This is a genomic window from Actinoalloteichus caeruleus, from assembly GCF_049311605.1.
In the GTDB taxonomy this organism is placed as follows: domain Bacteria; phylum Actinomycetota; class Actinomycetes; order Mycobacteriales; family Pseudonocardiaceae; genus Actinoalloteichus_B; species Actinoalloteichus_B caeruleus.
Map to the genome: position 1 here is coordinate 786,521 of NZ_CP186005.1, position 14,789 is coordinate 801,309.

Here is a 14,789-nt window from a genome sequence, read left to right on the forward strand (position 1 = left end):
GGCAGCCCCGGACCGTTAATGGCTGGTGGCCGGCCGACGCGGTGTGCCTATCCTTGCCCCGGTATGGGAACGCCTCCAGTGACTTCGACGGCCGAGATCGCCGCCCGCCTCCCCGAGCTGACGCTCCGGGACGAGCAGCGGCTCGCGCGCCGGTTGGAAGGCTCGCGCAAGGCGCGTGGCGGACCCGCGCGGGAGCGCGCCCTGAGCCGGATCACGGCGGACCTGGCGGCCGCGGAGACGCGGGTCGCGCGCCGCAGGGCCGCCACTCCCGTGATCCGCTACCCGGACGCGCTGCCGGTCAGCCGGAAGAAGGACGACATCCTCGCCGCCGTCCGCGACCACCAGGTGGTCATCGTCGCGGGGGAGACCGGCTCCGGGAAGACGACGCAGCTCCCCAAGATCTGTCTGGAACTCGGACGTGGGGTTCGGGGCGCCATCGGGCACACCCAACCTCGTCGGCTCGCGGCCCGCACCGTCGCCGAGCGGGTGGCGGAGGAACTGGCCACGCCGCTGGGGGAGACGGTCGGCTTCAAGGTCCGCTTCACCGACCGCTCCACCGACGACACCCTGCTCAAGATCATGACCGACGGCATCCTGCTGGCGGAGATCCAGCAGGACCGCATGCTGTGGCAGTACGACACCATCATCATCGACGAGGCGCACGAACGCAGCCTGAACATCGACTTCCTGCTCGGCTACCTCAAGCAGCTGCTGCCCCGCCGACCCGATCTCAAGCTGATCATCACCTCGGCGACGATCGACCCCGAACGCTTCTCCCGCCACTTCGACGGCGCACCGATCATCGAGGTCTCCGGCCGCACCTACCCGGTGGAGGTGCGCTACCGCCCCCTCCTCGACGAGGACGACCCGGACCCCGACCGGGACCAGACCCAGGCGATCCGCGACGCCGTCGACGAGCTCAGCCAGGAGGGACCGGGTGACATCCTGGTCTTCCTCAGCGGTGAGCGGGAGATCCGGGACGCCGCCGACGCGCTCGAGAAGGCGAACCTCCGGAACACCGAGATCCTGCCGCTCTACGCCCGGCTGTCCGCGGCGGAGCAGCACCGGGTGTTCAGCCCGCACCCCGGCCGGCGGGTCGTCCTCGCCACCAACGTCGCCGAGACCTCGCTCACCGTGCCGGGCATCCGCTACGTGGTGGACACCGGGAACGCCCGCATCTCCCGGTACAGCCACCGGCTGAAGGTCCAACGTCTGCCGATCGAGCCGGTCTCCCAGGCCTCGGCCAACCAGCGCAAGGGCCGCTGCGGTCGGGTCGCCGAGGGGATCTGCGTCCGGCTGTACTCGGAGGAGGACTTCGACAACCGCCCCGAATTCACCGACCCCGAGATCCTCCGGACGAACCTGGCCTCGGTCATCCTCCAGATGACCGCGTTGGAGCTGGGGGACATCGCGGCCTTCCCCTTCGTCGAACCACCCGACGCCCGCAACATCCGGGACGGCGTCCAACTCCTGCACGAACTGGGAGCGCTGGAGGTGGACGAGGACGGTGGCCGCCGCCTCACCAGGCTGGGGCGGAAACTCGCCCAGCTCCCCGTCGACCCCCGGCTCGGCAGGATGGTGCTGGAGGCGGAGCGGAACGGTTGCGTGCAGGAGGTCCTGGTGATCGCCGCCGCGCTCTCCATCCAGGACCCGAGGGAACGCCCGGCCGAACGGCAACAGGCCGCCTCGGAGAAGCACGCCCGGTTCGCAGACCAGGAGTCCGACTTCCTCAGCTACCTGAACCTCTGGGACTACCTGCGGGAGCAGCAGCGGGAACTGACCTCGAACAGGTTCAGGAGGCTGTGCCGCAACGAGTTCCTGAACTACCTGCGGGTGCGCGAGTGGCAGGACGTGCACTCCCAGCTCCGGCAGATCGCCAAACAGCTCGACCTGCCGATGAGCACCGCGAGGGAGGAGCCGCAGCGCGTCCACCTCGCGCTGCTGGCCGGCCTGCTCTCGCACGTCGGGCTCAAGGAGGGGCCGAAGCAGGACTACCAGGGTGCCCGCAACGCCCGGTTCGCCGTCTTCCCCGGCTCGGCGTTGTTCAAGAAGCAGCCGAGGTGGGTGATGGCCGCCGAGCTCGTCGAGACCACCAGGCTGTGGGCGCGCGTCGTCGCCCGCATCGAACCCGAGTGGGTGGAACGCCTCGCGGGCCACCTCGTGAAACGCTTCCACAGCGAGCCGCACTGGGAGAAGCGGCGAGGAGCCGTGATGGCCCTCGAGCGGGTCACGCTCTACGGCATCCCGCTCGTCACCGGTCGCAAGGTCAACTACGGGCGGATCGATCCGGAGGTGAGCCGGGAACTGTTCATCCGCCACGCCCTGGTGGAGGGGGACTGGGAGACCCGGCACCGCTTCTTCCACGAGAACCGCCGGCTGCTGGCGGAGGTCGAGGAACTCGAGCACCGGGCGCGCCGCCGGGACATCGTCGTGGACGACGAGACGCTGTTCGAGTTCTACGACGCGAGGGTCGGGGCGGAGGTCGTCTCCGCACGGCACTTCGACACCTGGTGGAAGAAGACCAGGACCACCCAGCCCGACCTGCTGACCTTCGACCGGTCGATGCTGGTGAACGAGAACTCGGGGGGCGTCAGCCAGTCCGACTATCCGGACACGTGGCGGCAGCCGGGTCTGGAGATGCCGCTGTCCTACCACTTCGAGCCGGGTACCACCAGCGACGGCATCACCGTCGACGTCCCGCTGGCCGCCCTCAACCAGGTCACGCCGGAGCAGTTCACCTGGCAGGTGCCCGGCCTGCGGTCCGAGCTGGTCACCGCGCTGATCCGCACCCTGCCCAAGAACGTCCGGCGGAACTTCGTGCCCGTTCCGGACGTGGCCAGGACGGTGCTCTCCCGGATCAGCCCCGACTCGGAGCTGGCACTGCTGCCGGCGCTCGAACGGGAGCTCCACCGGCTGACCGGGGTCAGCGTTCCCCGCGACGCCTGGCGAACCGACCAGCTCCCCGACCACCTCAGGGTCACGTTCCGGGTGGTGGACGGCGACGGTGGGACCGTCGCGGAGGGCCGGGACCTCGGGGCGATCAAGGCGAGGTTGCGCGGCCGGGTGCGCGCCACCCTCTCCCACGCGGCCCGGTCACTGGAACGCACCGGGCTGACCAGCTGGAACGATCTGGGTGAACTGCCCACCGAGTACCGCCAGGACCAGGACGGGTTGACCGTCACCGCCTACCCCGCCCTCGTCGACGAGGGCGACACCGTCTCCGTCCGCATGTTCGAGACCCCAGGGGAGGCCCGGCGGGCCATGTGGCGCGGTTTCCGGCGCCTGGTCCTGCTCAACGTGCCCTCTCCCCTGCGGTCTCTCAAGAACAGCCTCAGCAACGCGCGGAAGCTCGCGCTGACCCGCAACCCGCACGGCGGCCTGCCGGCCCTGCTGGACGACTGCGTCGACTGCGCGGCCGACTCGATCCTGGTGGGAGCGGGGGCCCCGGGCAGGGACCCGGCCGCCTTCGACCGGCTGCGGGAGAAGCTCCGGAGCGAACTGCCCGCCCGGGTGCACACCGTCGTACGCCACGTGAGCGACACCCTCGCCGCGGCGACCTCCGTGGAGCGCGCGCTGGCCGCCTCCACCGCGCCCGCCCTCGCCGCTGGCCGGGAGGACGTCCGGCGGCAGCTGGCGGAACTCGTGTACCCGGGGTTCGTGACCGCGACGGGGGCGGCCCGGATCGCCCAACTCCCCCGGTACCTCCAGGCGATGGAACGCCGCCTGGAGAAGCTCCCGGAGAACCCCGCGAGGGACGCCCAGCTGACCGACCAGGTGGCGGCGGTACGCGAGGCCTACGACGACGCGCGTCAACGCCTGGCCGGGAGCGCGACCTCGGCCAGGGAACTGCGGAAGATCCGGTGGATGATCGAGGAACTTCGGGTCAGCTACTTCGCCCAGTCGCTCGGAACCGCCCACAGCGTGTCCGACGTGCGCGTCCTGCGGGCGATCGCGGATGTCGAGGACGCGCGGCGCTGACCGCCGCCGTCCGGACCCCCCGCGTCGTCGCTCCCCGTCCCCGGCCGACGGCCGGCCCGACCACGGGACGCCCTCCGGGGATACGCCCACTTCACCAGTGGTACCGCACCCTGGGAGCGCACGTGACGGACCTGGCTCGTGTTCGCCCTGGGACCGGGCGAACCCGGCCATCGCGGCCGTCACCGCACGGACCACCCGACCCCGGCCGGAGACGGTCGACGACGCCAACCGACGAAGAACGACAGTCCTCCCCGGCCCCGACGGCCTAAGCTGAGACCACCGTCGGCGCGTCGGACGTCGCCGGCTTCGGACCGACACGACCCCTACCGCTCGGGAAGCGATGAGTCAGCAGCTGCCGCCTTCCTCTCCTGGCCGAGACTCCGAGGGCACCGACCACGGTCGGAACGACGACCAGGCCGTCCGGCGGGACACCCCCGCGGGATCGGCCGCTCCGGTCAGCGCGCCGAGGGCGCCCCGGTCCGCCGAGGAGGCGGTGTTCGGCCGGCCCGACCATGTGACCGGCGCGTTCGACCGTCCCACCGGCTCGGCGGCCCCGCCGCCCATCCGGCTCCGGCCCCCCGAACACGCGGAGCTCGCGGCGGCGTTCGGACGTCCCACAGGTGGGGGAGAAGGTCCGCGGCGGCAGCCGGGTCCCTCCCGGCCGGTGACGCCCCCCGAGCCGACCATGTGGGCCGACGAACGGGACGCCTGGCGGGATCCGAGCGCGCCGGCCGTGCTGGGGCCGCCCGCTCTGGAGGCCGGGACCAGCGACGGTGACCCCGACGCCGAACCCCCGCGCGCGGCCGCGCGCTTGAGCGCCCGCGAGGTGCTCTTCGGGCAGCGGGTGAAGCCGACCGCGCTGGGCGCGTTGTTCGCGGCCGCCCTCCTCGTCGGGTTGGCCGGCGGTTTCCTCGGCCGGATCACCGCCGAGGGTGGCAGCGTGTTGAACCGTCCCGACGTGACGCTCGCCGAGGCCGACACCGCCGTGGAACGGGAGCCGGGTTCCCTCGCGGAGGTGGTCAGCCGGGTGCGGCCAGCCGTGGTCTCCGTCGACACCGGCGACGGTGCGGGTTCCGGCGTGGTCATCCACGAGGAGGGCTACGTGGTGACCAACGAACACGTGGTCGCCTCGGCCGCCGACGCCGACTCCCCCGACATCGACGTCGTCTTCTCCGACGGCAGCAGGGCGGAGGCCTCGCTGGTCGGCCGGGACCAGCGCACCGACCTCGCCGTGCTGAAGGTCGAGGTCGACAACCTGACGGTGATCGAGCTGGGTGACAGCGACCAGCTCGCCGTGGGGGACACGGTCCTGGCCATCGGGAACCCGCTGAACCTCCCCAACACCGTGACCTCCGGCATCGTCAGCGCCCTGGACCGGCCGTCCCGGTTGCCAGCCGCGGAGACCTCGGTGATCAACGCCATCCAGACGGACGCGGCGATCAACCGGGGCAATTCGGGTGGGGCACTGGTCAACTCGTCCGGTGCCCTCGTCGGCATCAACACCGCGATCCGGGAGGCCACGCCGGGCGGCGGCTCCATCGGGATCGGGCTGGCCAACCCGATCAACCAGGTGCGCCGGATCGCCGAGGACCTCATCCAGCACGGCCGGGTGGAACACCCGGACCTCGGGGTGAACCCGGTCACCAGGGTGTCGGGCAACCAGTACGGCGCCGAGGTGGCCAACGTGCGCGAGGGCGGGGCGGCGGAGCGGGCCGGTGTCCAGGAGGGCGACGTCATCACCAAGGTCGACGACCAGCCCGTGGGCGGCGCGGACGAACTGCTCCTCGCGGTCGGCCAGCGCCAGATCGGTGACGAGATCGAGCTGGAGATCGTGCGGGGCGACGGGGTCCTGGTGATCCCGGTCATCCTCGACTCGGACCAGAACCGCTGACCGGCCGGAACCGTCCCACCCGAGACCCTTTCGCATGACCGGGCAACCGTTAGGCTGTTCGCGGGTGCGGAGGAGGTGCCAGGGTGTTCGAGAACATTGGGTGGCCGGAGCTGTTCGTGCTGCTGCTCGTCGGTCTGTTCATCTTCGGCCCGGAACGGCTGCCCGCCGCTGCCGCCTGGTTGGGCAACACCATCCGCAAGGTCCGCGACTACGCGTCGGGAGCGCGTGAGCAGATCCGCTCGGAGATGGGCCCCGAGTTCGACGAACTGCGCAAACCGCTGGAGGACCTGCGTGGTCTCCGGAACCTGAACCCGAAGACGGCCATCACCGACCAGGCCAGGAAGCTGTTCGACGACGACCGGCCGCTGGCGGACGGCGCCCCGGAGAAGCCGAACGGCCACCCCACCGCCGGCTCGGGGCCCGCCCGCCCACCTGAGCCGTCCCTGCGGCCGGGGGAGCGCCCCCCCATCGACCCCGACGCCACCTGAGCCCACGCCGGGGGAGGCCCGGAGGCGCGGGAGACCGGCCACGAACGCGATCGGGGCCGCCCGAGGGCGGCCCCGACCCAACTTCCCCCGATCGGCTCAGCCTGTGCTCCGCTCGGCTGGATTCGAACGGCGGACCGGCGTCACCGACAGCATCTGACCGGCGAGCCCGCGTGCGCGCACGGAGAGCCGCTTGGCGACGTCGAGCAGCACCTGGGCGGCGGGGGCGGTGGGCTCGGCGAGCACCAGCGGGGTGCCGGCGTCGCCGTTCTCCCGCAGGCGCTGGTCCAGCGGCACCTGACCCAGCAGCGGGACCTCGGCCCCCGCCGACCGGGAGAGCGAGTCCGCCACCAGCTGGCCCCCGCCACTGCCGAACAGCTCCATCCGCTGACCGTCCGGCAGTTCGAGCCACGACATGTTCTCGACCACACCCGCGATGCGCTGCCGCGTCTGCATGGCGATCGCCCCGGCCCGTTCGGCCACCTCGGCGGCGGCCTGCTGCGGCGTCGTCACGACCAGGATCTCGGCGTTGGGGATGAGCTGGGCGACCGAGATGGCGATGTCACCGGTGCCGGGGGGCAGGTCGAGCAGCAGGATGTCCAGGTCGCCCCAGAAGACGTCGGCCAGGAACTGCTGGAGGGCGCGGTGGAGCATGGGGCCACGCCACACCACGGGGGAGTTCCCGGGGGTGAACATGCCGATGGAGATGACCTTCACGCCGTGCGCCTGCGGCGGCATGATCATCGACTCGACCTTGGTGGGCTTGCCGGAGGCCCCCAGCATCCTCGGGACCGAGTGCCCGTAGATGTCGGCGTCGACGACGCCGACCGAGAGACCCCGCGCGGCCAACGCGGCGGCGAGGTTGACCGTCACGCTGGACTTCCCGACGCCTCCCTTGCCGGAGGCCACGCAGTACACCCTGGTGAGGGAGCCCGGTTCGGCGAAGGGGATCTTCGGTTCCGCCGAGTCACCGCGCAGCGTCCTGCGCAGTTCGGAACGCTGCTCGTCGCTCATCACGTCCAGTTCGACGCGCACGTCGGAGACGCCGGGCAGTGCCTCGACGGCTGCCTTGACGTCCCGGGTGATGCGGTCGCGCATGGGACATCCGGCGACCGTCAGGTAGATCCCGACATCCACCACTCCGCCCTCACCGACGGTGATGTCCTTGACCATCCCGATCTCGGTGATGGGCCGGTGGATCTCCGGGTCCTCGACCCGCGACAGCGCCTCGCGCACCGTCTCCGGCGAGAGTGCGGTGTCAGCCGGTTGGGCAGGAGTCACTTGCGAACACCGGGCCTTTCGTCGTTGATGAGGCTGCTGGACCTTGGTGCGGCCTCCATGCTACGGCGCGGGCACCCGCTGGTACCGGTCCCGCCCGCCGTTCCCCGGGTGGTCGTACCCGGGCGAACGCGGAGAGTCATCATTCCCGGGGGGCGCTGTGCGCACGGTCGCGCGCGTTCCGTAACATCGATCTCGTGTCGGATACCGTTCTCGGCCGATTACCCAACGGAGACGAGATCGCGGCTTGGCGCAGCTTCCTCCGGGCACACGCCCGCGTCACGCGGTGCCTGGAGGCCGACCTCATCGCCAAGCAGCGGCTCTCCCTGGCGGCCTACGACGTGCTCGTCCATCTCGCTGAGGCTCCCGAACAACGGCTCAGAATGACCGAACTGGCGGACGCGGTACTGCTGTCCAGGTCGGGTGTCACCCGACTCGTCGACAGGCTGGAGCGTGTCGGGCTGGTGCGCAGGGTCAGAGTCGACACGGACGGTCGCGGCGTGATGGCGGTACTCACGAAACAGGGCAAGGACCGCCTGCGCATGGCGGTCTCCACTCACCTGGCTGGTGTCAGCCAGTACTTCACCTCGGTGTTGCCAGGGGAGGAACTCGGGTCCCTGGCGGACACCTGCGCCAAGTTGGCCGACGGCCAGGTACCCAGGGCGGCCGGTCAGCGGGCTCAGGCCTGATTCGGGCGGCCCCGCCCGTCGAGGGCGGGGGGCGCCCTCATCCGGGGGCCTCCTCCGCCTCGCCCGGCTCCGGGACGAGGCGGTAGACCTCCGTCCAGGAGGGCGGCCGGTTGCGGCGGGCCGCCGTGAGCGCGGCGAGGGTGTCCTCGTCGGGTGTGACCAGCCGGGCACGCGTTCGCAACTCCAGCAGGTGCGAACGGGTGCTCGGCGACCGCACGGTCACCTGGCAGAGGGAGTCGTCGGCGAGGCCGGGCACCTGCTGTTCCCCCGGTCCGACCGCCACCCACAGCGCACCACCGCGCCACACGGTCCACACCAGCCTGGCCGGCCGGTTCCCGGGAGCCACCCACACCGCCCCGGCCTTGCGGAGGGCGAGGTCCAGCGTGCGGGTGGTGTCGGCGGTGCCAGCCATCCCCCCAGCATCCCAGGAGGGGGTGGACCGCGTGCGGGCGTGCCGGGCCCGCTGCCGTGCCGGCCCCGGATCCGAGGGGGAGCGAGAAGCCACCCGGGTCGGGTCAGGTCGGCCACGGCACGCGGGCGGCCGCTCCGCCTCGGTCGCCCGCAGGCGGTCCGGTCGTTCGTCGGCGCCCGCCACCCCTTCCACGACGTCCCGGTGAGCCCACTCGCCCGGCGCGGCACCGTGGAGTGGCCGCCCGGGTCCGCCCTGGCTCCCACCAGCAGCGTTCGAGGAACTCGTCGGCGCGGGACCCGGCACCGCGACCGCGGCTGGCGGGCCTCGGCCTCCCCTCGGGCCGCGTCGACCCGAGCCGGACCGAGCGGTCCAGGGCCCCAGCCGGCCGGAGGTGGTCGCGGCCTCCGCTCCACGGTTCGAGCCGCTGGTCCTCGGGCCAGCGGACCTCACCGCGTCGGTGGGCACGCGTGCGCCGACGTCGGGGCGAGGGCTGGCGACCACGAGGGCGCCGGTGTCTCCCGCCCGGTGCCGACGCGGCTGCTGGTGGTGACGGTTCGGCGGGTACGGGCGGTCGGCGGTCCCCGCCTCCGCCTTCGCGAACAGGACGGACTCCGGCGGTCGCGCCCTTCGGGTCGGGTTCGACCTCGACGGCGGGTGGGACCCGCGCCCGGACCAGAGCGACGAGATCACTCCTTGTCCTTGCCGGGGGTGGCGGACGAGCACCACCGGCCTGGCCTCCGCGTGGCACACCGCCTCGGGGGTGGCGGCTCGGGCGCGCCATCGACTGGCGCGGAGACGATCGACGAGGTGGCCCCGGGGCGGGCGTTGGTCGCGGCGGCCAGGGGGCCGCTGGTCACCCGGCGGGGGCGGCGCGGGACGCCACCCACCCACCCACCCACCGACGTGCCCGGTCCGAGCTCCCCGGTTGGCTGTTCCCGGCCGCCTCGACTCGCCGTCGCCGGAACTTCGGGATGAGATGCGGAATGAGATCAGGGACCGGGAACGTTCGCACGGAGGACGGAAGGAGACGATCATGAGCCCACGACTCGGCCGTATCGGCATCTGGCGGCCCGCCCCGTTCCTGACCGGTGCGGTGGGGGCGGAGACCGCCGCGGAACTGGAGGAGCTCGGATACGGGACGCTCTGGGTGGGTGGTTCGCCCTCCGCCGACCTCGACGTCGTCGAGCACCTGCTCGCGGCGACGACGCGCTTGGTGGTGGCCACCGGCATCGTCAACATCTGGGACTCCCCGGCCGACACCGTCGCGGAGTCCTTCCACCGGATCGAGGCGCGGTACCCGAACCGGTTCCTGCTGGGGATCGGGGCCGGGCACCGCGAGGCGGTCGGCGCCGGGTACGTCCGCCCGTACACCCGGCTGGTGGAGTACCTCGACGAGCTGGACAGCGCCGCCCGCCCCGTTCCGCTGGACCGCCGCGTGCTGGCGGCGCTCGGTCCCCGCGCCCTGCGGCTGGCGGGTGAACGCACCGCCGGGGCACACCCCTACCTGACCACTCCCGAGCACACCAGGCGGGCGCGGGAGGTCCTGGGCGCCGGCGTCCTGCTGGCCCCGGAGCACAAGGTGGTGCTGGAGAGCGATCCGGCGACCGCCCGGGCCGTCGGTCGTCCCCCGGTCGCGAACCCCTACCTCAGGCTCGTGAACTACACCAACAACCTGTTGCGACTGGGGTACACCGAGCAGGACATCGCCGACGACGGCAGCGACGCCCTGATCGACGACCTGGTGGCCTGGGGGACCGACGAGTCGGTCGCGGCGAAGGTGACGGCCCACCTCGACGCCGGTGCCGACCACGTGTCGGTGCAGGTGCTGACGGCGGACGGAGCGGATCCGAGGCCGGCCTACCGGCGCCTCGCGACCGTGCTCCCGCTGTGAGGGTACGAGCGCGGTGACGGGGCGGGGTGGGTCGAGACCGGGACGGCCGCGCCTCCGTGGAACGAGACAGGGATCATGGTCGCCACGAACGATTCGCAGGAACTGCCAGTCGCCCTGATCGTTGGCAGGATGGAAGTTCCCGTTCACGGAGGTGAGAACCGGTGACCAGTCCCTTCGGCAGCTCGGGCAGAGACGCGCGCAGCGCGCCGAGACTGCCCACTCCGCCCACCGGGTGGCCGATCGGCTCGTACGGCACGTACGAGGAGGCGCAGCGCGCGGTCGACTACCTGGCCGAGAGCGACTTCCCGGTGCAGGAGGTGACGATCGTCGGTGTCGACCTGATGCTCGTGGAGCGGGTGACCGGCAAGCTCTCCTGGGGCAAGGTACTCGCGGGCGGGGCCGCCTCGGGCGCGTGGTTCGGCCTGTTCGTCGGAATCCTGCTCAGCCTGTTCAGCGGAACGGAGGGCGTCTTCATCGGGCCGGTGCTCGTCGGTCTCGGGACCGGCGTGCTCTTCGGGCTCCTCTTCGCGGCGGTCACCTACGGCTCGGCGCGGGGGCGGCGGGACTTCGTCTCCGCGAGCCAACTGGTCGCCGGGCGGTACGACGTCCTGTGCCATCCGCGCAACGCCGAACAGGGTAGGGATCTGCTCGCGAAGTTGGCGATGCGGCCACCGTCCGCGTCCTGAGGCTTCCACGAACGGGAATGACCCTAGTGGGGGTTGATTCCGGATTTGTCCGGTTAGGAGTCACCGACTGTGAGAACCTGGCCGAGTATCGGGCTGCTTGGAGACCCATTTTTATAACAGATCTCGCATCTTGCGCAGTACCTGTTGCGGAAGGTGATCAACGGCCTTACGTTCGATGCGCCGTTCCCGGGGTGTGACGAGACGCACCCCGAGGCGGCCGGTCACCGCCAGGGCGGCGACCGGCGATCAGTGCGGGCACGACGTGGTGCCGGCTGTGGTCACCCGGGCGGTGTCGACGCGGTGCCGGGGTGTCGCCTCAGCCGTCGCCGGGAGGAGGCAGCGATGGGGCGCCCCGCGATGCGTGCGCGGCCGGGGCGGGCCGCGGCGGCTATGGGGGTCGCGTTGCTCGCGATACCGCTGGCGGCCTGCGGCGCCGACCAGCAGGGGATCACCGTCAACCTCTACTACGCGCCCGAGGACGGCCTGGAGACGGTTGTGGAGAACTGCAACCAGCGGGCCGCCGGGCGGTACCAGATCGTCTACAACAAACTGCCCCGAGGCGCCGACGACCAGCGGCTCCAGATGGTCCGGCGGCTGGCGGCCGAGGACCGTGACATGGACGTCCTCGGACTCGACCTCATGTGGACCCAGGAGTTCGCCGGTGCCGAGTGGATCCAGGAGTGGACCGGCGAGCACCGGGCCGAGGCGGAGGAAGGCACGCTGGAGGGGCCGCTCGAGTCCGCCAGGTACGAGGACCGGCTCTACGCGGCTCCGAAGAACACCAACGTCCAACTGCTCTGGTACCGGACCGACCTGGTCGACGAGCCGCCGGAGACCTGGGACGACATGATGGAGGCGGCCCAGGAGCTCAAGGACGCCGGGGACCCGCACACCATCCTCATCACGGGAGCGCAGTACGAGGGCCTGGTCGTCCACTACAACTCCATCACCGCGTCGGCCGGCGGGCACATGCTCTCCGAGGACGGCCTGCGCGCGGAGTTCGACGAGGGTGCCGTCCGCGCCCTCCAGGTGCTGCGCGACTTCGCCACCTCCGGCCTCGCGCACCCGGGCCTGACCAACGCGATGGAGGACGACGCCCGCCTGGCCTTCCAGACCGGCAACGCCGCCTTCCAGATCAACTGGCCCTTCGTCTACGCCGCCATGCAGGCGGAGACACCGGAGCTCGCCCAGAACGTCGGGTGGGCCCCCTACCCGGGGGTGGAGCCTGGCAGCCCCAGCCGGTCCACCATCGGCGGGTACAACCTGGCCGTCAGCACCTACTCCGAACACCCTGACGAGGCGTTCGACGCCGCGCTCTGCCTGCGCAACGCGGAGAACCAGAAGTTCTCGGCGATCAACAGCGGCGTGCCCCCCACGATCGAGAGCGTCTACGACGAGCCCGAGATGCTCGAGGCCTACCCGATGAAGGACGCGATCCTCGAGAGCGTCCAGAACGCGGCGAACCGGCCCTCGACCCCGGCCTACCAGAACGTCTCGACGGTGCTGTCGCACACGTTGTCCCCGCCCTCGGCGATCGATCCGGAACGAACCGCGGAGGAGCTGCGGGTGTCCGTGCAGAAGGCGCTGGAGTCGAAGGGGGTGCTGCCATGAGCGGGGAACGCCTCTCCGAGGACCAGGCGGCCCCCGGCTCCCCGGCGGACGGGACCGCCGAGCCGGGCCCGAGCCCGGCGGGCGGGTCGGGACGCGGTGGGCGGACCGGTGGCACCCGGTCGGGGCGCCGGACGCTCACCGAGGGACAGCGGTCGGAGCGCCGCCTGGCCCTGCTGCTGTGCGCTCCCGCCGCGCTCGTCATGATCGCGGTCACCGGCTGGCCGATCATCTACTCCGTCTGGCTGTCGCTCCAGCGCTACGACCTCCGGTTCCCGGCTGACCAGGAGTTCGTGGGCCTCGCCAACTACGTCGAGGTGCTCACCAGCAGCTACTGGTGGACTTCGTTCGGGGTGACCCTGCTGATCACCGTCGTCTCGGTCGCGATCGAGCTGGTGCTGGGCATGGCGCTCGCGCTGATCATGCACCGGACGATCGTGGGTCGAGGACTGGTGCGGACCTCGGCGCTGGTGCCCTACGGGATCGTCACCGTCGTCGCCGCCTTCTCCTGGCGGTACGCCTGGACCCCCGACACCGGGTACCTCGCCAACCTGTTCGCCCCCGGCTCCGCTCCGCTCACCGACCAGGCCAGCGCCCTGGCGATCATCACGCTGGCCGAGGTCTGGAAGACGACGCCCTTCATGGCCCTGCTGCTGATGGCCGGCCTGGCGCTCGTACCGGACGACCTGCTCAAGGCCGCGTCCATGGACGGGGCCGGCCCGTGGCAGCGGTTCATCAAGGTCATGGTCCCGGTGATGAAGCCGGCGATCCTGGTGGCCCTGCTGTTCCGGACGCTCGACGCGTTCCGCATCTTCGACAACATCTACGTGCTGACCTCGGGAGCACAGGACACCTCCTCGGTGTCGATCCTCGCGAACACGAACCTGATCCAGGCGCTCAACCTGGGGATCGGCTCCACCATGTCGGTGTTGATCTTCCTGTCGGTGGCCCTGATCGCGTTCGTCTTCGTGAAGCTCTTCGGCACCGCCGCACCGGGCAGTGACACCGAGGGGAGGCGCTGATGGCCGCGTTCGGAGGCACCGACACCCGGGCACGCAAGCTCAGGTGGAGCCTGCTGAACACCCTGGTGGTGGTCTACGCCCTCGTTCCGGTGCTGTGGATCATGTCGTTGTCGTTCAAGACACCCGCCACCCTCAACGACGGGAACTTCATCCCGAGGGAGTGGACGCTCGAGAACTACCGGTCGATCCTGTCGACCACCGAGTTCCTGCGGGCGTTGCTGAACTCGATCGGCATCGCCCTGATCGCGACCGCGATCGCCGTCGTCCTCGGCACGATGGCGGCCTACGCGATCGCCCGCCTCCAGTTCCCTGGGAAGCGGCTGCTCGTCGGGGTGTCCCTGCTCATCGCGATGTTCCCCCAGATCTCGCTGGTCTCGCCCCTGTTCGAGATCGAGCGGACCCTCGGCCTGTTCGACACCTGGCCGGGGCTGATCCTGCCCTACATCACCTTCTCGCTGCCGCTGGCGATCTACACGCTGTCGGCCTTCTTCCGGGAGATCCCCTGGGAGCTGGAGAAGGCGGCGAAGATGGACGGCGCCACGCCCGGCCAGGCCTTCCTGAAGGTCATCGCTCCGCTGGCCGCGCCCGGCGTCTTCACCACCGCGATCCTGGTGTTCATCTTCTGCTGGAACGACTTCCTGTTCGCGCTCACCCTGACCTCGACCGAGCGGTCACGCACCGTCCCGGTGGCGCTGTCGTTCTTCACCGGTGACTCGCAGTTCCAGGACCCGACCGGGTCCATCTCCGCGGCGGCCGTGGTCATCACGGTGCCGATCATCGTGGCCGTGTTGTTCTTCCAGCGCCGCATCGTCGCGGGCCTGACCTCCGGCGCTGTCAAGGGATGAGGTG

General features: G+C 71.2%; 11 protein-coding genes. 9 read left to right on the forward strand and 2 right to left on the reverse strand.

The features are described 5' to 3' along the window. The first annotated feature begins 63 nt into the window (after positions 1-63). The 3 genes from hrpA (at position 64) to tatB (ending at position 6,357) form a co-directional block, all read left to right on the forward strand. Entirely contained in the window at positions 64-3,978 is a 3,915-nt protein-coding gene (gene hrpA / locus ACOJVX_RS03540) for an ATP-dependent RNA helicase HrpA (protein WP_418154053.1), read from the forward strand. Between the two features lie 664 nt (positions 3,979-4,642). Continuing rightward, positions 4,643-5,869, forward strand: coding sequence for a S1C family serine protease (locus ACOJVX_RS03545; protein WP_422647248.1), 1,227 nt, complete (start codon positions 4,643-4,645; stop codon positions 5,867-5,869). An 83-nt stretch (positions 5,870-5,952) separates the two neighbouring features. Further along, positions 5,953-6,357 (forward strand): Sec-independent protein translocase protein TatB, encoded by a 405-nt coding sequence (gene tatB / locus ACOJVX_RS03550; RefSeq protein WP_026417288.1) that lies wholly within the window; start codon positions 5,953-5,955, stop codon positions 6,355-6,357. 96 nt (positions 6,358-6,453) lie between these two features. Here the strand turns inward: tatB and ACOJVX_RS03555 are convergent, their stop codons facing one another. Then, positions 6,454-7,635, reverse strand: coding sequence for an Mrp/NBP35 family ATP-binding protein (locus ACOJVX_RS03555; RefSeq protein ID WP_418154055.1), 1,182 nt, complete (start codon positions 7,633-7,635; stop codon positions 6,454-6,456). A gap of 194 nt (positions 7,636-7,829) precedes the next feature. Between ACOJVX_RS03555 and ACOJVX_RS03560 the strand changes: the two genes are divergently transcribed. Beyond that, on the forward strand, positions 7,830-8,321 hold the full coding sequence (locus tag ACOJVX_RS03560) for a MarR family winged helix-turn-helix transcriptional regulator (protein ID WP_026417287.1): 492 nt from the start codon (positions 7,830-7,832) through the stop codon (positions 8,319-8,321). Positions 8,322-8,358: 37 nt separating this feature from the next. Here the strand turns inward: ACOJVX_RS03560 and ACOJVX_RS03565 are convergent, their stop codons facing one another. Then, positions 8,359-8,733 carry a hypothetical protein gene (locus tag ACOJVX_RS03565; protein WP_051313290.1) on the reverse strand — a complete coding sequence of 125 codons (375 nt, stop codon included), beginning with the start codon at positions 8,731-8,733 and terminating at the stop codon, positions 8,359-8,361. 1,033 nt (positions 8,734-9,766) lie between these two features. On the opposite strand from ACOJVX_RS03565, the gene ACOJVX_RS03570 reads away from it, so the two are divergent. The 5 genes from ACOJVX_RS03570 (at position 9,767) to ACOJVX_RS03590 (ending at position 14,785) form a co-directional block, all read left to right on the forward strand. Beyond that, on the forward strand, positions 9,767-10,624 hold the full coding sequence (locus ACOJVX_RS03570) for an LLM class F420-dependent oxidoreductase (RefSeq protein ID WP_026417286.1): 858 nt from the start codon (positions 9,767-9,769) through the stop codon (positions 10,622-10,624). 161 nt (positions 10,625-10,785) lie between these two features. Continuing rightward, entirely contained in the window at positions 10,786-11,310 is a 525-nt protein-coding gene (locus ACOJVX_RS03575; protein ID WP_026065638.1) for a general stress protein, read from the forward strand. Positions 11,311-11,652: 342 nt separating this feature from the next. Then, a complete protein-coding gene (locus ACOJVX_RS03580; protein WP_026417285.1) occupies positions 11,653-12,921 on the forward strand; it encodes an ABC transporter substrate-binding protein in 1,269 nt (422 codons plus the stop codon). After that, complete coding sequence (locus tag ACOJVX_RS03585; RefSeq protein WP_026417284.1) at positions 12,918-13,940, forward strand: carbohydrate ABC transporter permease; 1,023 nt, start codon at positions 12,918-12,920, stop codon at positions 13,938-13,940. The genes ACOJVX_RS03580 and ACOJVX_RS03585 overlap by 4 nt, the downstream gene beginning before the upstream one ends. After that, a complete protein-coding gene (locus ACOJVX_RS03590) occupies positions 13,940-14,785 on the forward strand; it encodes a carbohydrate ABC transporter permease (RefSeq protein ID WP_026417283.1) in 846 nt (281 codons plus the stop codon). Before ACOJVX_RS03585 ends, ACOJVX_RS03590 begins: the two co-directional genes overlap by 1 nt. The last annotated feature ends 4 nt before the right edge of the window (positions 14,786-14,789 follow it).